Below are 20,931 nucleotides of genomic sequence, written 5' to 3'. Positions count from 1 at the left end.
CGTTAATTTGAGGATGGTTATCTTGTTATTTCTGCTTTTGCTCTTATAGGGGCTATCACTTGCAGTCATCCGAGCATAAGTATAATCTGTCTTGATAATCGAAACCTTGATCTACCTTAAGTGAGAATAACTATGCAACAAAATGATCAAATTGAAGCCGCTGTATTTCGTCGTTTACTTAAACATTTAGACAGCCGAAAAGATGTGCAAAATATCGAACTCATGAATTTAGCGGGTTTTTGCCGTAATTGTTTATCTAAATGGTATGTCGCAGAAGCTGAAAAATTAAATCTTGAAGCCGATTCAGATTCGGCAAGAGAGCTTGTTTATGGAATGCCTTACGCTGAATGGAAAGAAAAACACCAATTACCTGCTACACCAGAGCAATTAGCTCAGTTTGAAGCTATTCAGGCTGCTAAGAAAAAATAACAAAACCAAGAAACAAAAAACGCGACTTTAAGTCGCGTTTATAAGCGTTAGTGCGAAGCGAATCTTACTCGTCTAAAAAGCTTTTAAGCTGTTCAGAGCGAGAAGGGTGTCTTAACTTACGTAATGCTTTCGCTTCAATTTGACGAATACGTTCGCGTGTTACATCAAATTGCTTACCCACTTCTTCTAACGTGTGATCGGTATTCATATCAATACCAAATCGCATACGTAGCACTTTCGATTCTCTCGCGGTTAAACCCGATAAAACATCGCGTGTTGCATTTTGTAAGCTTTCAGACGTTGCAGAGTCAACAGGTGAATCAATGGTTGAATCTTCAATAAAATCACCAAGATGTGAATCTTCATCATCGCCTATCGGTGTTTCCATCGAAATAGGTTCTTTGGCAATCTTTAATACTTTACGTATTTTGTCTTCTGGCATTAGCATTTGCTCTGCTAATTCTTCAGGCGTTGGCTCGCGACCCATTTCTTGCAACATTTGACGTGAAATACGATTAAGTTTATTAATCGTTTCAATCATATGTACCGGAATACGTATCGTTCTTGCTTGGTCAGCAATTGAACGCGTAATTGCTTGACGGATCCACCAAGTCGCATAAGTTGAGAATTTGTAACCACGACGGTATTCAAATTTATCAACTGCTTTCATTAAGCCGATATTACCTTCTTGGATTAAATCCAAGAATTGTAAACCACGGTTGGTATATTTTTTGGCAATTGAAATAACTAAACGCAAGTTGGCTTCTACCATTTCTTTTTTCGCTCTACGCGCTTTGGCTTCACCAATAGACATACGACGATTGATATCTTTAATCGCATGAATATTTAACTGTGTTTCTTCTTCAACGGCTTTTAATTTTTGTAAACAACGTTCTATATCATGTTGTTGCTGAGCTAAGCTTGCAGAATAGGCTTTACCTGAATCAATCGCGGTTAATAACCAAGCATTTGATGATTCATCGCCTGCAAAAGCGCGCATAAACTCAAGTTTTGGCATTTTTGCATATTCAACAGTAAACTTAAGAATTAAACGTTCTTGAGTTCGAACTCGCTCCATCATGCTGCGCATTTTATTAACAAGCAAATCAAATTGCTTCGGAATTAAGCGAAACTCTTTAAAGAGTTCGCCTAAAGCGGCAATAGAGGCTTGTGCTGGCGGTGATGCACGTCCTGACTTTTCAATATCGGCACATACTTTTTCGTATGCTGTTCTTAATTCGCTAAATTTTTCACGTGCGAACTCAGGGTCTATGCCGGTGTCTTCTTCTTCTTCCTCATCGTCGTCATCATCTTCATCATCAAGATCTTCATCTGATAGTTCTGAACCAACGTGAGTTGCGGCAGGAGCAACAGCTTCAGTTTCATTTGGATCAATGAAACCATTAACAATATCAGATAAGCGAATTTCTTCTGCTTCAAAGCGATCCCATTCACCGAGTAAATGAGACATTGAATCTGGATATTCAGCAACTGAAGATTGTACTTGGTTAATACCATCTTCTATGCGTTTCGCTATTTCTATTTCGCCTTCGCGGGTCAATAGTTCAACGGTTCCCATCTCACGCATATACATGCGCACAGGATCAGTCGTGCGTCCAATTTCACTTTCTACAGTCGCTAATGCAGCGGCAGCTGCTTCTGCTGCGTCTTCATCTGTAGTATTAGTTTCTTCTGCCATTAACAAGGCATCAGCATCAGGCGCTGTTTCAAAGACCTGAATACCCATGTCGTTGATCATGCCAATGATGTCTTCAATTTGGTCAGAATCAACAATCTCTTGAGGAAGATGGTCGTTTACTTCGGCGTAGGTTAAGTAACCTTGTTCTTTGCCTTTAGCAACGAGAAGCTTTAATTGTGACTGGCGGTTTTGCTCCATACAGACTTCCACTTAATATTAATAAATTTTCGGTATAAATAAACGAGAACGGTAAACGACCAATTATAACATGGTATGTCAATTACTGTATAAAAAATGTAAACTAATTTTATTACATTTTAAGAAGAGCTTTTAATTCTTCTTTTTCGTTTTGCTGGATTAAATTCATTCTTGCTTTTGTCATCAATATTTCTTTTCTTTGTTTTATGAATAAGCTTAATAAACTATCCATAATATCGAGAAATACTTTTTCTTGATTTTCTTCTGTCACATGGTGTTCCCACGCTGATATTTTAGCTAATGTGACTTGATTTGGGTTATTGCGCCAATGCTCAAGTATTTGACCTACATTAACGTTTTCACGTGCGCGGCAGTACATTAAAACTTCAACAAATAAGGTCACCCCAGGCAGCTCTACTTGCCCAAGGGCAAGTATTTGAGAATCAGTCATGTGGGCTAATGTTTGTGCTAATCTGGGTTGTTCTAATAATATTGCAAGTGCTTTTCTTACCGGTGTTGCTTTGGTGCTGGCGGTTTGATTGCGCATTGTTTGTTTTTGTTTGGCTTCTTTTACTCTATCTAGGTGCGAATTATCTGCTTTGCCTAAGGTTTGGTTAAGCTTATTGCTTAATAACCGTTTAAATTCACCTGGTGGTATTTTATCGAGCAAAGGAGTTAGAAGCTCATTGAGTTTAGCTTTACCTTGTAAACTATCAATATTGGCTTGATTCGCCAATTCTTCAAATAAAAATGTTTCGATGGGTTTCGCGTTATCGATTAGGTTTTCAAATTCCGCTGCACCAATTTTTTTAACCAGTGTGTCGGGATCTTCTTTATCTGGAAGAAATACAAAACGCATTTTAACGTTATCTGTTAAATACATTAATGCATTTTCAAGCGCTCGCCAAGCCGCGCTTCTACCCGCTTTATCACCATCGTAGCAACAAATAATTTCAGGTGAATACCTAAACATTAATTGAATTTGCTCGGGTGTTGTCGCGGTTCCGAGAGAGGCAACAGCGTAATTAATACCGGCTTGAGCTAATGCAACCACGTCCATATAGCCTTCAACAACTAATAAGCGGTCTAATCTTCGATTGTTTTGCCTTGCTTGATATAAACCGTATAACTCTTTACCTTTATGGAATATACGCGTTTCAGGCGAGTTTAAATATTTGGGTGTGCCGTCACCTAAAATGCGACCACCAAAGCCAATGCATTTTCCGCGGCGATCAAGAATAGGGAACATTAACCTATCGCGAAAACGATCATACAATCTATTGTTATCATTTTCGATGAGCATACCTAAGTCGCGCAATTGATGTGCGGCTTGTTTTGTTTGCCCTAATGTTTTTAATAAGGCGTCCCAGGCTTCTGGTGCATACCCTATTTGGAAGGCTTGCACAATATTTTGCTCGATCCCCCGCATTTTGACATAAGCTTGTACGTCAGCTGATTTTTCATGCGTTTGTAGCTGCTGATTAAAAAACTCAGCCGCAAGTTGCATTAACTCATAATCCGCTTTTATTTGTGAAACCTGTTCTGGTGTTTGCTTATGTTGGCCTTCTTCACGGGGGACTTCCATGCTATGCATGCCCGCGAGTTCTTCTATTGCATCAACAAATTCTAGCTTGTCATATTCGATAAGAAATGAGATAGCGTTACCATGTGCCCCACAGCCAAAACAATGGTAAAACTGTTTATCGGGTGCAACGGTGAATGAAGGCGATTTCTCATTATGGAAAGGGCAACATGCTTGATAATTACGACCTGCTTTTTTTAGACGCACTCGGCTATCGATCAGATCTACAATATCTGTTCGAGCTATAATGTCATCAATAAATGCGCGAGGAATACGTCCGGCCATATTTAGAGGTTAGCCTTAAGTTAGGTATAGGTTTGTAATTATCTACAACTTGATCATATCAAGTATAATTAAATGAGGATGAAATCTTAAAATTCAAGCCTGTTGATTCTTTAATTTTAATGAGTAATAGGATTAAAAAATTAAGCTTTAAATATAACAAAACCGCACAATAGCGCGGTTTTGGATAGGCTTTAAACTGGGTATTGGCTAGCTGTTTAATTGATCGCGAACTTGTTTGCTCACAACCGACATATCGGCTCTACCTTGTATTTGAGGTTTTAACACCCCCATTACTTTACCCATATCCTGCATGCCTTCGGCTCCGCTGGAGTTAATGGCGGCTGTGATTAAATCTGAAACTTCAGATTCACTCAACTTAGCAGGTAAAAATCCTTCAATCACTTCAATCTCGTTGGCTTCATTTGCAGCTAAATCATCACGCCCAGCATCTATAAACTGAGATAGCGAATCTTTACGCTGTTTAACCATTTTAGTCAAAACAGCAACGATGTCGTCATCGTTAAGTTCTTTCTTTTCATCGATCTCGATTTGCTTTATCGCAGCAAGTGCCATACGAATAGTTGCTAAGCGAACTTTTTCTTTTGCTCGCATTGCATCTTTCATGGCAGATTTTAACTGTTCAATTAAGCTCATGATTGAAGTTCTTCTTAATAAAGTCTAGTGCGACGTGCGTTTTCGCGAGCAACTTTCTTAGCAGAACGTTTTACGGCTGCTGCTTTTTTACGCTTACGTTCACTAGTTGGTTTTTCGTAGTGTTCGCGACGACGTACTTCAGAAAGAATACCGGCTTTTTCGCATGAGCGTTTGAAACGGCGTAATGCAACGTCAAACGGTTCGTTATCTTTTACCTTAATGATTGGCATTATAAAAGCACCTCAAGGATGTTAATTTAAACCCGCTCCACATCATAAAAAATGGACGAGTGACTCAAAAAATGGTGCGGCATTCTAAACCTTAGCCCTTTACTTGTAAAGCTACTTTAAACTTAAAACTGGAGAAATAGTTAAACCGTAGGTAAAATACGCGCCAAATATCCCATAACGTTAAGAAAGTATGCGCATTTTAGGAATCGAAACCTCATGTGATGAGACCGGCATAGCCGTTTATGATGACGAGCTTGGTTTGTTATCTCATCAATTATATAGTCAGGTTAAATTACATGCCGATTACGGTGGTGTAGTTCCAGAGCTTGCTTCGCGCGACCATGTGCGTAAAACATTACCTCTTATTGATGCGGCATTAGAAGAAAGTGGCTCAACTAAAAACGATATTGATGCTATTGCTTATACCGCAGGGCCAGGTTTGGTCGGTGCGCTGTTAGTCGGGTCTACGATTGCGAGAGGGTTAGCTTTTGCTTGGCAAAAACCGGTTGTGCCCGTGCATCATATGGAAGGACATTTACTTGCACCTATGTTAGAAGAAGAGCAGCCAGAATATCCATTTATCGCCTTACTGGTTTCGGGTGGGCATACGTTGTTGGTTGAAGTTAAACAGCTTGGCGACTATACCATTTTGGGTGAGAGTATTGATGACGCTGTTGGTGAAGCGTTTGATAAAACAGCGAAAATTATGGGGCTTGAATACCCCGGTGGTCCTCGGTTAGCTAAATTAGCTGAGCTTGGTGAAAAAGGTGTTTATCGTTTTCCACGACCAATGACCGACCGACCAGGATTAGATTTTAGCTTTTCAGGTTTAAAAACATTTGCTGCCAACACGTTAAGAGCCGAAGGCGGGATGGATAACACAAATGAACAAACCAAAGCCAATATCGCTTTTGCTTTTCAAGAAGCCGCTGTTGATACGCTTTTAATTAAATGTAAGCGTGCATTAAAGCAAACGGGTCTAAAACGAATTGTGATTGCGGGGGGGGTGAGTGCTAATGTCCATTTAAGGGCTGCTCTCGGTGACTTAATGAAAAAATTAGGTGGCCAAGTCTATTACCCTCGAACTGAATTTTGTACCGATAATGGAGCGATGATTGCTTATGCCGGTATGCAACGTTTTAAAGCGGGACATGTTAGCAATGATGCGGTTGTTAAGCCGAGATGGCCAATTACTGAGCTGCTAGCAATGTAAACACTGCGGATATCGTTTTGTATTTATATCAGTGAGTTGTATTTATTTTGGCATTGCATAACAACTTACTGATTTTTCTCTTTATTAACCGCTTTGTTTTTATGTCTATTTTTCAGATTCGTTAAAAATTGCTTTTCAGCCATTGTTTTCTCTTCACCTTTTAATAACCTTTGTATGTTAGGCCAGTGCCTAATAATAATTAAAATACATAACATTATTGCAGGGTAGACATATTCTGGTTTGATAAAATAAATATAAAGTGGTGCAAGTCCGGCAGTGGTAATGGACGCTAAAGATGAGAAACGTGATTTAAACATAATGATCAGCCAAGTGAACATCAGCATTAAACCAAGCTCAATGCCAAGTGGCAACATTGACCCATAGGCAGTCGCGACGCCTTTACCGCCTTGTAAGCGATAATATATTGGCCAAATATGGCCAATACAGGCCGCTATGGCAATAATACCTAATTCAAGCGGAGGTAATTTTAAAAAGAATGAACCATAAACGGGGATAAGTGCTTTAAAGGTATCAAACAAAAATGTAAAAACAGCCGGCTTTAAACCCGCTATTCGGTACATGTTAGTCGCACCTGGGTTTTTAGAGCCTTCAGTTAATGGATTAGCGGTATTAAAAATATAACGGGCAATGCGGGCTCCTGATAAAGAACCAATCAAATAGGCACATAAAAGCATAGGCCAGAATAAATTCGTCATTGGCTCTGTATTTGTCCTTGCAGTAAAATAAGGTACACTCTCGCTTTAAACCCATCGGCATTGAATTAAGCAAGAATAGCAAAGATTTTAGGGCGAAACTATGGCAATTGTTTTTATTGAAGAATTAACTGTAAATTCTTGTATAGGTGTTTACGATTGGGAAAAGCGAATCCGTCAAAAATTAATTTTTGATATTGAAATGGCATGGCCAAATTCAGAACCTGCCGCGACTGACGATATTACTAAAGCACTGGATTATAGTGAAGTATCAGCAGCTGTTACGCGGTTTGCTGAATCAAGAAAGTTTGAATTGCTTGAGGCAATGATTGAGCAAATAGCAGAACTGATTATGACGACGTTTGGGGTAAAGTGGCTCAAAATTAAACTGTCGAAACCCGGTGCGGTAGAAAATGCCCGCACGGTGGGCGTGATTATAGAAAGAGGTCAAAAAATTTAAAATGGCGACGATTTATATCAGTGTAGGCAGTAATGTTAATCGTGAAGCGCATATTCGAGCCGGGGTAGCCAGTCTATCAACTTTTTTTGATGAGCTAACGCTATCATCGGTATATGAGAGTGAGTCAGTTGGTTTTAGCGGCGACCCTTTTTATAACATGGCTATTTCAGCCTCAACCGCAAAACCCATTGCGGAAGTTGTACACATTTTAAAAAAAATCGAAGATGAAAATGGACGTGTACGAAAATGTGCCAAATTTAGTTCACGGACGTTAGATCTTGATTTGTTAACTTATGATGATGTTGTTTGTCAGGACCCTGTTGAACTTCCTCGTGGTGAAATAACCAAAAATGCATTTGTATTGTGGCCTCTCGCTGAGATAGCACCGCAAGCTCTGCATCCTGTACTAAAGCAAAACTACGCTGAGCTTTGGTCAGATTTTGATAAAAACAAACAAGCATTGTGGGTCGTTGATTTCATTTGGCCTGCTCATTAATACTTTTAGTTCTCATTTAATTTACGGAATATAAAATTTAAGGATTTTCCATGACGTTTCTTCAAATTTTGGTTTTGGCCTTGATTCAAGGCATTACTGAATTTTTACCCATTTCGAGCTCTGCTCATTTGATATTACCGGCTCAAATTCTTGATTGGCAAGATCAAGGAACCGCTTTTGATGTCGCTGTTCATTTTGGTTCATTATTAGCTGTTGTTTTATATTTTCGTAAAGACGTAAGCGACATATTATTCGCTTGGTTTAAATCCATTAAAACTAAGCAGCAAACTCAAAGCAGTCGACTGGGTTGGCTTATTATTTTTGCTACTTTACCCGGTTTAGGGTTTGGTTTTATGATGAGTGATTTTGTTGAAGATTATGGTCGCTCGCCTTTAGTGATAGCCAGTACAACCATTGGTTTTGGTTTATTACTGTGGTGGGCCGATGCCAAAGCAACACAAGTTAAAACAATTGAGAGCATTAACTGGAAAGTCGCTTTAGGTGTTGGCTTTGCTCAAGCTTTAGCCGTTATTCCGGGGACTTCACGTTCAGGTGCAACGATGACAGCAGGTTTAATGATGGGCTTAACACGAGATGCAGCTGCGCGTTTTTCTTTCTTGTTGTCTATCCCTATTATTATGGCAGCAGCAACTTATTATAGCTTAAAGCTGGTGACGGAAGGCGATGCTAACGCGGTTAATTGGTTAGGGCTGGGTACGGGGGCATTTTTAGCATTTATCAGTGCTTATGCTTGTATACATCTGTTTTTAAAAATAATTAACAGTATTGGCATGTTCCCATTTGTTATTTATCGTTTGGCTTTAGGTGGTGTGTTACTGGCTTATGTTTATTGGTAATAAACCCACTGACGCTTTTATAAACGGTTACTTTATTTAAGCGCTTGAACCAAAAAACTGATTAGCCTTAGTGTGTTTTTATTAGGGCTAATCAATCGTCTTTTTACTGTTTGTTGTGTGTCTGTGCTGCTTTAATCGTCTTTATGGCGGTAATCCGTTGTTTAGTTAATTCTTCCCGTATTGCTTTGCCCTGAAACCCTCGTTTTATAATACTTTGAATATCAATCGCATTGGCGGCGATAAGGCAGTCATTTAAGTAGTTTATTTGCGGGTATTCTCTATTTTCAAAACCCAAGCGGCCAGTAAAATCGGCTAAGCAGCAGGTTAAAAATGAATTAAAACGTTCGGGTTTTCGCCACACATCCATACTATCGAATATTTTTAAAATAGTTTGAGCTTTTAAATCAAACGCTTTGTGAGTGTGCAAATGAAACTCACTGACAATACAAGCAAGTGATTTTAATTCATTGGGGATACGCAAACGATCACAAAGTTTTTTGATAATTGGCACTCCTCTTTTTTCATGTCCATGATGAGAGGGCCATTCGTTTGCGGGAGTAACGGCTTTGCCTAAATCATGACATAGGGCGGAAAACCGAATGGCAATATCATCGCTATACAGGCAAGCCTGCTGCAAAACGAGCATGGTGTGTTCGCCCGTGTCGATTTCAGGGTGCCACTCTGCAGGATTGGGGATCCCCCATAGTTTGTCTATTTCAGGATAAATAATAGCTAAAGCGTTACACGCTTTTAATGCTTCAAAATAGGCTCTTGGATTCGGTGTTTGTAATGCTTTTTCGGTTTCTATCCAGATGCGTTCAGGTGTTAATGATGCTAGTTCGCCTGATTCAGCCAAGGTACGCATTAAATCGACTGTTTCGGGGGCAATAGTAAAGCCTAAGTGATGTAATTTAGCCGCGAAGCGGGCCACCCTAAGCACTCTTAATGGATCTTCAACAAAAGCGTTAGAAACATGCTTGAGTGTTTTATTATTTAAATCGTATTGGCCATTATAGGGGTCTATTATTTTGCCTGCTTGATTTTGGGCCATTGCATTAATGGTTAAATCTCGACGGCGTAAATCATCTTCTAAGGTAACATCGGGTTCTGCATAACAAGTAAAACCGGTATAACCCGCACTTAATTTTTTTTCGGTGCGTGCTAAAGCATGTTCATCATGTGTTTCTGGATGCAGAAAAACCGGAAAATCTTTACCGACTTGTTGAAAGCCCGCATCAAGCATTTGCTGCTGATTAACGCCAACAACAACCCAATCTTTATCTTTAACGGTAAGGTTTAGCAAGTTATCACGTACGGCTCCACCGACTAAATAACGCTTCTTCTCGATCTCTGCTTGGTTTTTGATGCTCATATCTCTACTATTGTGCCTATAAATTTTTTTAGTAGTGAACAAACGTTGTATTTTGTTCAACGTGACTTTTTATTGTAGGCATCAAGATACCATGTACAAAGGATTTTTTGGCTTAAAAGATACACCTTTTTCGATCGCACCCAACCCACAATATTTATACATGAGTGACAGACATAAAGAAGCCCTAGCGCATTTGATGTTTGGGTTAAGAGAAACCGGTGGCTTTGTATTATTAACCGGTGAGGTGGGAACAGGGAAAACCACGACTTCGCGTTGTTTATTAGAACAAGTCCCTGACGATACCAAAGTCGCTTTTATTTTAAATCCAACGTTAACTGAACATGAGTTACTAGCCACTATTTGTGATGAATTCTCGATTGAATCTTCATCAGATGCGAGTATCAAAGAACTGACAGATAGTATTCGTGATTTTTTATTAGCGAATCATAAAGCCGATCAAAATGCATTGTTGATTATTGATGAAGCCCAGCATTTAAAACCAGAAGTGCTAGAGCAGTTGCGTTTATTAACAAACTTAGAAACAAATACTAAAAAATTATTACAGGTTATTTTAATTGGCCAACCTGAACTACAACAATTATTAAAAAGACAAGAGTTAAGGCAATTAGCGCAACGGATCACTGCACGCTACCATTTATTGCCTTTAACGTTAAATGAAGTCGCCGCTTATGTCGTACATCGTTTAACGGTTGCAGGCTGCCAACAGGCTATTTTTACGCGGTCTGCAATAAAAGAAATTCATGTTTTAAGTGGAGGTATCCCTCGTATTATTAATTTGTTATGCGACAGAGCATTGCTTGGCGCTTATGGACAAAATAAAAGTAAAGTGGATGCTAAAATTATTAAGCAAGCGGCTGTTGAAGCATTGGGACATGACGTTGTAACCCATTCGGTTTCACCTAATGTGATAAAAATAGTGAGCGGCATTATATTACTGATTTTTGTTTTTATGTCAGGGTGGTGGTTAAGTCAACCGGAAGAATCAGAAAAAAGCGTTAAGCCAATTGGCACTTCTAGCATGCCATTAGCCAATAACACACCAACTCGTGTAAACACGAACGAACAAATAGAATCAAACCGTTTATTAGTAAAACAACAAGATATAAATAGTGCTCGTGATTCAAATGATGCGTTTAACGCTTTATTTGCTTTATGGAAAATTGAAATAGCAGGGCCGTTAGTTAAACCCTGTCAGCAAATTAGTGATTGGCGTTTGGGATGCTACTCTGTCAACACATCTATTTCTCGTATAACGAAACTTAATTACCCTAGTGTGGTCAAACTTTATGACACTACAGGTCAAGCTTTTTATGGTGTTTTATTTCAAGTAAATCAAGCAACTAAGCACTATCAAATACAGTTAAATAACATAAGGGTTAATGTTTCTCGTGATTGGCTGGATGAGCATTGGCGTGGTGAAGCCATTGTTATTTGGCAACAACCGACTGACTTTAAAGGCGAAATAAAACCGACGAGTGAGCAAGCTCAAATTCAATGGTTAGAGAATGCACTGTCTTATATTCAGCAACGCCGACCTAGGGTGATCACTGAATTTGATAGTTTGTTACAACGCAATTTAAATAATTTTCAAAATACTCAAAGCTTGACGTTAACGCCTTATGCGGATGAAGAAACATTGATCGCGATCCAAAGAGTTACACATACCGATGGACCATCATTAAAAAGAATAGGTAACGATTAAATGTCATTTTTGTTAGACGCACTTAAAAAATCAGAGAACGATCAAGCTTTACGACCAGCTGATTTATTTGCTGAGCCTATAAAAATTGAGTTAGAACCAGAAGCATTTAATGAATCACGCTCTAAATTGGTTATTATTTTAATGGTTGTCATTATTGCGCTAGTGGCGGTGCTCTTTTTTATGCTGGGGCGGGAGTTTTCAATGAATCAACCCACACCTGTATACACTGCCCAAAAGGAACAGCATGCAACCAGTCGAGCTGATGTTGTAGTTAGCTCGACATTATCAGCAACACCAACGGCCAGTAATAATGATGGTTTAATAGCGGGCACACAATCGACTTTAGCCTATAACAACAATTCAATGGGTGATAATGAAAGACTGGCTAAAACGCGGGGGGCTGAATCTAGTATCAATCACGATACATTTGCATCTGCGTTTAACAAGCCCGAAAGTATACCTACTAAGGCCGCTACGCCAACAACAAAAAGTAAGCGTGCTGAACATGACGATGCAGCAGAAAATAACCTAACTCAAACCCCACCATCAAATATGATTGAAGGTAAACGTTTAACGAATACGACTATCGATGTAACTGAAAGTAGCCCCATATCAAATAGCTTACTGTTACGCTTTGAAAAAGCCGTAGCCGAAACCATGGCGTTATCAGATCAAGAAATATACGAAACACAACGAGCTGACATTGTGACACCTTTAGTTGATATGCCGGTAGCCGTCCAAAATGCGGTGCCAGAACTTAGTTTTCAAACGCATATCTATTCTTCTAATATCGAAGAGAGGTGGATCAAAGTTAATGGTAAGGTTGTTCGTGAGTTAGAGCTTATTGCTCCTAATTTAACCTTGGTTGAAATTATGCCGCAAAATGTTGTGTTGAAGTTAGGTGATGATGAATTTTCATTACCTGCCTTAAGTGATTGGTAATCTTTTTTACTCGGTCTAGGGCGTGTTTATCTTTTGTGTATGCTTTTGCAGCCGTATTTGAACGATTTATACAAGGCAGAGCGATTGCGGTGTCGTTATTCTACATAAAATGAGCGATAAAGACTTTATGCTCCTGCAAAGTCACCTTACCCCACATCCATGTGGGGCAACATAGTAGAAATAGTGCCAATGCGCTGCCCTTTGGGTTCAATTCAAAACGTTTTGCTCTTTGTTATTGGCTTTTGACATAGAACTACTATGCCATCGCGCCAATGGCGCGATCAAAACGCTTTGGAATTGAACAAAACCTATACGACAAAGATAAACACGCCCTAGGCAAATAAGAATTGTTAAATTAGGTCTAGGCAGCGAATTGATAGCGTGAGTTCAAAGCGGGCTACCACATCATTATTGATGGCTGGGCAAGTCGCGATGATGGTAACCGTTTGATTCACTCTGATGTCATTTTTTATGGATTCTGTCAGCATTTGGTCTATTAATTTTCCATCTGCACAACTAAATACAACGTGGTGTTCTGGGCGCTTAAAAAATTGACCTTTTACATCTTTAAAAGCAAATGATATTTTTTGTTGGCTATTTTTCGATTTCAAAAAAGCTAAAAAACCACCGGCTAGATCGGCGCCTACGCATAATGACCCAAAATACATGCTTGATAAGTGATTCTTCGTAAAATAACCTAGCTTGATCTGTAAACGTACCTCATCTTCGGTTAAATAAATAATCTTCGGGTTGTGTAAAGCAATTAAAGGCACTTTAAACCAAGCAAAAAGTTTAAGTTGCCAATTGGCTTTTGAAAGTTTCATAGAGTGAGCCTAGTCAAATATTCATTATTAAATAGGATAGTTATTAAATAGTGTTAAGCATACCGAAGGGTGAACTTAATGGGTTTCAATAAATGGGCTTCACTTGGGGATAAATGGATTATATAAAACAAAAAAGCCAGCGAAACGCTGGCTTTTATTAAAGTATCAAAAGCTTGATACTATTTAGAATACGAATCGTCATGAACACCCGCAACAGCGCGACCCGATGGATCGGCCATCTTGCTAAAGCTTTCATCCCAAGCTAGTGCTTCAGGTGTACTACATGCAACTGACTTGCCGCCAGGCACACATTCAGCACATGATGCATGTGGGAAGTGCTCAGTGAAAATAGTGCGGTAGTGATAAGCTTCTTTTGTATCAGGTGTATTGTATGGGAAGATATGTTCAGCATTAGCTAATTGATCGTCCGACACGTTGTCTGCACAGTGCTCTTTTAAGCTATCAATCCAGCTATAACCAACACCATCAGAGAATTGCTCTTTCTGACGCCATAAGACTTCATCCGGTAAATAACCTTCTGCAAACGCTTCTCGTAAAATATTTTTCTCGATACGGCCATCTTTACACATTTTAGCTTCAGGGTTAATGCGCATTGCAACATCCATAAAGTCTTTATCTAAGAAAGGTACGCGTGATTCAACGCCCCAAGCTGACATCGCTTTATTAGCGCGTAAACAGTCAAACATATGTAGTTTGTTTAGCTTACGATTAAGTTCTTCATGAAACTCTTTTGCGTTAGGTGCTTTATGGAAGTATAAATAACCGCCAAATATTTCATCTGCCCCTTCACCTGATAACACCATTTTAATACCCATAGCTTTGATCTTTCTGGCCATTAAGTACATCGGAGTTGATGCTCGGATAGTGGTCACATCATAAGTTTCTAAATGATAAATAACATCTTTAATCGCATCGATACCATCTTGAACGGTATAGGTCATTTCGTGATGAACCGTACCAATTGCATCTGCAACTTTTTTCGCGGCAATTAAATCAGGAGCACCTTCTAGACCGACTGCAAAAGAATGCAGTTTTGGCCACCAGGCTTCGCCTTCATCATTATCTTCAACGCGACGCGCTGCAAATTTTTGCGTGATTGATGAGATAACTGAAGAATCTAAACCGCCAGATAATAAAACACCATAAGGCACATCTGACATTAAGTGAGTTTTAACTGACTTTTCAAGTGCCGCGTTTATATCAGCTGCTGATGCATCGTTATCTTTAACGGCATCATAAGACATCCAGTCACGTTGATAATATTGGCGAATTTCGCCATTAGCGCTGTGTAAATAATGCCCTGGAGGAAACTCTTTAATTGATGCACAAACCGGTACTAAAGCTTTCATTTCTGAAGCGACATAAAAATTACCGTGTTCGTCCCAACCCATATATAAAGGAATTATGCCCATGTGATCACGTGCAATCAGGTATTCATCTTTTGTTTCATCATAAAGAATAAAAGCAAACATACCTTTTAATTCATCAATAAAATCAATACCTTTTTCTTGGTATTTAGCCAAGATCACTTCACAATCAGATTTTGTTTGAAACTCGAAGTCGATGCTTAAGTTTGCTTCAAGTTCTTTATGATTATAAATTTCGCCGTTAACCGCTAAAACATGATTTCGATTTATATTGTAGAGTGGTTGGTCGCCTGAATTTACATCAACGATGGCTAAACGTTCATGAGCTAATATTGCGTTTTCGCCCGCATAAATACCGGACCAATCTGGACCGCGATGGCGTAATAATTTAGACAGCTCTACAGCTGATTTTCTAAGCTCTGCTTGATCAGTTTTTAAATCAAGAATACCAAAAATGGAACACATAGAGTTTTCACTCCCTCTTCTACATTGTTTTGTTTTTAATCGAAATCTTCAACGGGAGTTTCCCGAACATGCAATGTGCCAGTTTTTAAATAAAATTCAAGGTCAGAATGTAAGTTTTTATCTTTTTCTTATGTCATATGGTTATAACAACTAGCGATGTATAGTGTGAACCTAAATAAATCATCGATTTAATTGGTAGTTCATTCACTGTGCTAGGGTCAGTTAAAAGTATTAAACTCAATCTATAACTATAATTTTATACATTATTGCATTCAATTAATTCACGTAATTGTAAGTAAATACGAATTATTATCATAATGCTGCAAAATGATATTTTTTGGGTCTGAAAAAGATAGATGTAAAGCTTTTAGATACCCATCCGATGAGTTAATATCATAGATGTATAAATTTAATATTATAAGTTGTTTTGGTAGAGCAACTTAAGAATTGGGGAATTCAAATGGCAACAGAATATATTTTAAAAGAATCCGGTCGAGTCGTCGAAATTGAAGGGGCCGTTTTTAAATTGGAAAACGGTCAGTTATTACCTTTGTCTGTTGGTGATTCTGTTTTTGCAGGCTCTACGGTTGTTGCTGAGGCTGATGCTGAATTTCGCTTACAATTAACGAATGGCGAAGAGTTACTTTTTCCTACTGCTGCTGTTGCTGAAACCGAACTTGAAACAGAAAACGAGCCTGTCGCAGATGAAGTGAGTGACATTCAAGATGCCATTGCGGAAGGTGATTTTTCCGAAATCGAAGCAACCGCTGCTGGTGGTTCTTCAAGTTCAGGAAGTGATGGCCCTGCAACCATTGATTCATCTAATCAACAAACTATTGCTGACTCTGGTTATTCTACTTCTGCCAATAATAACGATAGCGATACTGACATCCCCGACGGTAACGCTTCTGTTATTTTAGATTTTGATGCCCCTAATGCTGAATTTGAAGATGTTGTTGTTAACACTACCACGCCAACGCTTGTTGGCTCAGTTGACGACCCTAACGCAGTTGTAACCGTTTCACTAAATGGTGGTTCCCCTTTTGAAGTTATTAATAACGGTGACGGTACGTATTCTTTCCCTGAAGGAATTGTTTTTAATGAAGGCGTCAATGATGTTGTTATTACCGCTACCGATCAAAACGGTAATCAGGATACCGTTTCAGGCACAGTCACGGTTGATACTATTGCCCCAACTGGAACCGTAGATAGTTTTTCGACTGACGATACGACACCTGCATTATCGGGTACGGTCAGTGAACCCGACGCTATTGTTATCGTAACGATTAACGATGAAACTTTTCAAGCCGTTAATAATGGCGATGGAACTTGGACCTTACCGGATAATGTGGTTGCAGAATTAACTGAAGCGGTATTTGATGTTTCGGCTACTTTTTCTGATGCGATGGGTAACACGAGTACAAGTAATGGTCAGGTCGATGTACAAATAAATGAAACGCCTACAGCTGAAAATGTAGCATTAAGTGATATATCTGAAGATGGTTCAATTATCTTTACGGCAGAGCAATTGTTGGCTAATGCAACTGATCCTGACGGTGATGATTTAACCGTTAGTGATGTGAGTTTAGTTAATCCTGCTTTAGGCACATTAGTTGATAATAACAATGGCACATGGACATTTACCCCTAACCCTGAGAGTTCAGGTCCTATTACTTTTAATTTTAGCGTAACGGATGGTGAGTTTACTGATTCTGCCCAAGCTTCACTCAACGTCAACCCCGTTAATGATCCACCTACTATAACGGTAACTGCGGCTGATATTATTGAAACAGAAACAACGACATCAACAGTTGTTGCAACATTTAATACCAGTGACGTTGATAGCGATAATTTAATTGTTACGATTGAAAATAATGACGATAACTTTTTTGTTATTGATGGTGCCACCGTTAAGTTAACCCCTGCGGGTGTAGCGGCGGTTGATAATGATGAATTAAACTTAACGGAATTAGCCATTGAAATATCAGTTTCTGATGGCGAATTTACGGTCTCAGATTCAGATATTATTAACATTACACGAATTGATGATACCGCCCCAATTGGTGAAACCGATAACGCCACGATAAATGAAGGTGCTTCTGTTGTTATTGATGTCGCGTCTAACGATAGCGATGATGAAGTTGGTCTTGATTTAACGTCTATCCAAATTATTTCTACGCCTGCAAACGGCACGCTAGTTGTAAACGATGATGGCACGATCACATATTTACATGATGATAGTGATACAACCGGTGATGTGTTCACCTATACTATCGCGGATAATAACGGCAACGTTTCTGATCCCATTACGGTTAATGTTGCGGTTAATGCAATTGATGATACAAAACCTATTGGTGAAGATGACTCTGCTTCATTAAATGAAGGCGCGTTAATCTCTATCAACATCGCTAATAATGATGCTGATGCAGAATCGGGATTAGATCTTTCATCTATTAGCATCATTACCCAACCAAACAATGGAACTCTCGTTATTAATGATGACGGTACGGTAGATTATCAACATGATGACTCTGATACCACGAGTGATAGCTTTATATACACCATCAAAGATAACGATGGTAATGAATCAGATCCGATCTCGGTTAATTTAGCGATTGCCTCGGTTGATGACACTAAGCCCATTGGTGAAGATGATGCAGGGTCTTTAGATGAAGGTGCGAAATTAACACTTAATATTATAAATAATGATTTTGATAGTGAATCTGGCCTTGATTTATCGTCTATTGTAATCACTGAACAGCCAGGAAACGGTACTCTCATTATCAATGCTGATGGCACGGTTGATTACCAACATGATGGTAGCGATACAACCGCTGATACGTTTATCTATACCATTAGTGATAATGATGGCAATGTATCGGATCCTATTACCGTTAATTTGGCTATTGCATCGGTTGATGATACAGCTCCAATCGGCCAAGATGATTCGGCTACACTAGATGAAGGCGCGAGTGTTGTTATCAATGTTGCAAGCAATGATACTGACAGTGAGTCGTCTTTAGATTTATCTTCGATCCAAATTATTAATCAGCCAAATAATGGTTCGCTTGTTATCAATGATGATGGCACGGTTAATTATACTCACGACAGTAGTAATACAACCTCTGATATTTTCACCTACACTATTGCTGATAGTGAAGGTAATGCTTCTGATCCTATCTCAGTGAATATTGCTGTTGCCCCCATAGACGACACAGTCAGTATCCATTTAACGGCAACGGATTCGGTGAGTGAAGATAACGGCAATATAGTTTATACCGCTACATTAAAAGATGTATTTGGTAACGATGTTACGACCAACGAAAATTTAGACGTTACTTTAGATAATGGTGAAGTCATATCCATTGCTGTCGGGCAGTCATCTGCTTCTGTTACAACAAATGTTACTCGCGATGATGTGTTTGTTGAAACAGATAGCTTGAGTAATTCGATTTCGTCGATATCGGGTGGTGATACCTTTGAGCGTTTAATTGCAGCCGAAAATAATCAAGTTACTACCGTGATCACTGATGATAGCGACACGGTTACATTAACTTTAAATGCAAGCAATGCCACCACTGAAGATGGTGGGTCGATTACTTATACTGTTGAGCTCACCAATGAAGCTGGTGAATCTGTATTAGCTAATTCGGCTGTCTCGATCGTGTTAGCTAATGGTGAAGAATTAACCATTGATAGTGGTAATTCAAGTGCTTCGATCACACTTGATATTAATCGAGACGATGTATATAGCGAAAACGATGTCATTAGTAATTCGATCGCGTCAGTTAATGATAATGGCTCGTTTGAAAACCTTGTTGTTAATTCTACAAATGTAACAACCACAATTAATGATGATGTTGATGTCGTCACGGTTAGTTTAAGCGGTGATACGCAGGTCTTAGAAGGCGATAAAGCCTCATTCACTATCAGCATTGACGACAGTCATGTGCCGACCAGTGATGTCGTCGTTACGTTTACATATACCGGCACGGCAACAGATGGCACGGATTACACCGGCCAAGCCTCAGCCACCATTAGCGCGGGCTCAACCAGTCAAGCGTTTGATGTTGCGACGTTAGATGATGTCTTTGCTGAAGGCTCAGAAAACTTCACTATTAGCATCAACACTATCACCGGTGGTGGTTTTGAAAGTATCAGTGCCAACAGTGCAGCTAATAGTGTTGAAACGACAATTTATGACGAATCAAACCCAGATGCGCCCGAGCCAAAAGAAGACCCTGATACGGGAGAGGCGCCAGAGAACAACAGTGAAAACGTCACGGTTAGTTTAAGCGGCGATACGCAGGTCTTAGAAGGCGATAAAGCCTCATTCACTATCAGCATTGACGACAGTCATGTGCCGACCAGTGATGTCGTCGTTACGTTTACATATACCGGCACGGCAACAGATGGCACGGATTACACCGGCCAAGCCTCAGCCACCATTAGCGCGGGCTCAACCAGTCAAGCGTTTGATGTTGCGACGTTAGATGATGTGTTTGTCGAAGGTACAGAAAACTTTTCAATTATTATAGATTCTGTCAATGGTGGTGGTTTTGAAGCCGTTAAAGCCAATGCTGACTCTAATAGTGTTACGACGACAATCATTAGTCAAAATGCAATCAATGACAGTGAAGAAATAGAAGAAGGTAGTACAGCTGTCGGCAATGTTTTGACTAACGATGATCCAAGTTTGAATGTAATCAGCTACAGTATTAATGATGTTGCTTATAACATTGGTGAAAAGCAAAATATAGAAAATGTTGGCAGCATTACAATAAATAGTAACGGCGAATATATATTTGAACCATTAAATAATTTTAATGGTTCTGTTCCTGATATTGTCTATAAAGTTACAGGCGGAAATGAAGCTAAATTAGCGATAAATGTCAACGCCGCAACCGATTTAACGGCTGCCGATGATAATTTCAGTGCAACGGAAGATACGGTATTAAACGGCAGTGTTGCCGGTAATGACTCAACCACCTCAGGTGGTACATTAAGCTTTGTGAAAGCAAGCGATCCAAGTCATGGTACGGTGACGGTTAATACCGACGGCACGTTCAGCTACACGCCAAACAGTAACTACACTGGTTCAGATTCATTCACCTACACGGTGACGGATGCGGATTCAGGCGAAAGCTTGACGCAAACCGTCAGTGTGACAGTCGCCGCCGTCACGGATTTAACCGCTGCGGATGACAGCTTCAATGCAACCGAAGATACGGTGTTAAACGGCAGTGTTGCCGGTAATGACAGCACGACTTCGGGTGGCACATTAAGCTTTGCTAAAGCGACTGATCCTGCGAACGGTACCGTAACCGTTAATACCGATGGTACGTTCAGCTACACACCAAACAGTAACTACACCGGCAATGACAGCTTTACGTATACCGTA

16 protein-coding genes are annotated in these 20,931 nt (G+C 39.5%); 8 read left to right on the top strand and 8 right to left on the bottom strand.

Annotated elements, in window-relative coordinates:
* Window positions 1-132: 132 nt before the first annotated feature.
* Complete coding sequence (locus DPX34_RS02140; protein ID WP_111976765.1) at window positions 133-429, top strand: DUF1244 domain-containing protein; 297 nt, start codon at window positions 133-135, stop codon at window positions 427-429.
* Between the two features lie 64 nt (window positions 430-493).
* On the opposite strand, the gene rpoD is transcribed toward DPX34_RS02140, so the two are convergent.
* From rpoD to rpsU, 4 genes are all read right to left on the bottom strand, one after another.
* Window positions 494-2,326, bottom strand: coding sequence for an RNA polymerase sigma factor RpoD (gene rpoD / locus DPX34_RS02135; RefSeq protein ID WP_111976764.1), 1,833 nt, complete (start codon window positions 2,324-2,326; stop codon window positions 494-496).
* Between the two features lie 112 nt (window positions 2,327-2,438).
* A complete protein-coding gene (dnaG, locus tag DPX34_RS02130; protein ID WP_111976763.1) occupies window positions 2,439-4,193 on the bottom strand; it encodes a DNA primase in 1,755 nt (584 codons plus the stop codon).
* 207 nt (window positions 4,194-4,400) lie between these two features.
* Window positions 4,401-4,847, bottom strand: a complete 447-nt coding sequence (locus DPX34_RS02125; RefSeq protein WP_111976762.1) for a GatB/YqeY domain-containing protein — start codon at window positions 4,845-4,847, stop codon at window positions 4,401-4,403.
* A 14-nt stretch (window positions 4,848-4,861) separates the two neighbouring features.
* Window positions 4,862-5,077 carry a 30S ribosomal protein S21 gene (gene rpsU / locus DPX34_RS02120; RefSeq protein ID WP_111976761.1) on the bottom strand — a complete coding sequence of 72 codons (216 nt, stop codon included), beginning with the start codon at window positions 5,075-5,077 and terminating at the stop codon, window positions 4,862-4,864.
* A gap of 190 nt (window positions 5,078-5,267) precedes the next feature.
* Here rpsU and tsaD point away from each other — a divergent pair, with 190 nt between their 5' ends.
* Window positions 5,268-6,290, top strand: coding sequence for a tRNA (adenosine(37)-N6)-threonylcarbamoyltransferase complex transferase subunit TsaD (tsaD, locus tag DPX34_RS02115; protein WP_111976760.1), 1,023 nt, complete (start codon window positions 5,268-5,270; stop codon window positions 6,288-6,290).
* Window positions 6,291-6,355: 65 nt separating this feature from the next.
* Here tsaD and plsY read toward each other — a convergent pair whose 3' ends face one another.
* Window positions 6,356-7,006 carry a glycerol-3-phosphate 1-O-acyltransferase PlsY gene (plsY, locus tag DPX34_RS02110; RefSeq protein WP_111976759.1) on the bottom strand — a complete coding sequence of 217 codons (651 nt, stop codon included), beginning with the start codon at window positions 7,004-7,006 and terminating at the stop codon, window positions 6,356-6,358.
* A gap of 100 nt (window positions 7,007-7,106) precedes the next feature.
* Between plsY and folB the strand changes: the two genes are divergently transcribed.
* Genes folB through DPX34_RS02095 form a run of 3 tightly spaced genes read left to right on the top strand, consistent with a single transcriptional unit; the run spans window position 7,107 to window position 8,816 of the window.
* A complete protein-coding gene (folB, locus tag DPX34_RS02105; RefSeq protein ID WP_111976758.1) occupies window positions 7,107-7,463 on the top strand; it encodes a dihydroneopterin aldolase in 357 nt (118 codons plus the stop codon).
* A 1-nt stretch (window position 7,464) separates the two neighbouring features.
* Window positions 7,465-7,959 (top strand): 2-amino-4-hydroxy-6-hydroxymethyldihydropteridine diphosphokinase, encoded by a 495-nt coding sequence (gene folK / locus DPX34_RS02100; protein WP_111976757.1) that lies wholly within the window; start codon window positions 7,465-7,467, stop codon window positions 7,957-7,959.
* Between the two features lie 50 nt (window positions 7,960-8,009).
* A complete protein-coding gene (locus DPX34_RS02095; RefSeq protein ID WP_111976756.1) occupies window positions 8,010-8,816 on the top strand; it encodes an undecaprenyl-diphosphate phosphatase in 807 nt (268 codons plus the stop codon).
* 103 nt (window positions 8,817-8,919) lie between these two features.
* Here the strand turns inward: DPX34_RS02095 and DPX34_RS02090 are convergent, their stop codons facing one another.
* Complete coding sequence (locus tag DPX34_RS02090) at window positions 8,920-10,188, bottom strand: multifunctional CCA addition/repair protein (protein ID WP_111976755.1); 1,269 nt, start codon at window positions 10,186-10,188, stop codon at window positions 8,920-8,922.
* A gap of 91 nt (window positions 10,189-10,279) precedes the next feature.
* Between DPX34_RS02090 and DPX34_RS02085 the strand changes: the two genes are divergently transcribed.
* Window positions 10,280-11,911, top strand: coding sequence for an ExeA family protein (locus DPX34_RS02085; RefSeq protein ID WP_111976754.1), 1,632 nt, complete (start codon window positions 10,280-10,282; stop codon window positions 11,909-11,911).
* Window positions 11,912-12,853: a general secretion pathway protein GspB gene (locus DPX34_RS02080; RefSeq protein WP_111976753.1), complete on the top strand. Its 942-nt coding sequence runs from the start codon at window positions 11,912-11,914 to the stop codon at window positions 12,851-12,853.
* Between the two features lie 350 nt (window positions 12,854-13,203).
* Here DPX34_RS02080 and DPX34_RS02075 read toward each other — a convergent pair whose 3' ends face one another.
* Together DPX34_RS02075 and asnB are read right to left on the bottom strand one after the other, a co-directional pair.
* Entirely contained in the window at window positions 13,204-13,677 is a 474-nt protein-coding gene (locus DPX34_RS02075) for a DUF4442 domain-containing protein (RefSeq protein WP_111976752.1), read from the bottom strand.
* 179 nt (window positions 13,678-13,856) lie between these two features.
* The gene (gene asnB, locus DPX34_RS02070; protein ID WP_111976751.1) at window positions 13,857-15,530 is read right to left on the bottom strand and encodes an asparagine synthase B; all 1,674 of its coding nucleotides are present in this window, start codon (window positions 15,528-15,530) and stop codon (window positions 13,857-13,859) included.
* A 460-nt stretch (window positions 15,531-15,990) separates the two neighbouring features.
* Here asnB and DPX34_RS02065 point away from each other — a divergent pair.
* Window positions 15,991-20,931, top strand: a 4,941-nt coding sequence (locus tag DPX34_RS02065) for a beta strand repeat-containing protein (protein WP_157964593.1), incomplete at its 3' end; no start/stop codon positions are given.

The sequence above is a fragment of the Algibacillus agarilyticus genome (assembly GCF_003286125.1).
GTDB classification, from domain to species: Bacteria; Pseudomonadota; Gammaproteobacteria; order Enterobacterales; family Alteromonadaceae; genus Algibacillus; species Algibacillus agarilyticus.
Note: the sequence above shows the minus strand (reverse complement) of the source record. Positions and strands in the feature narration are given on the sequence as shown.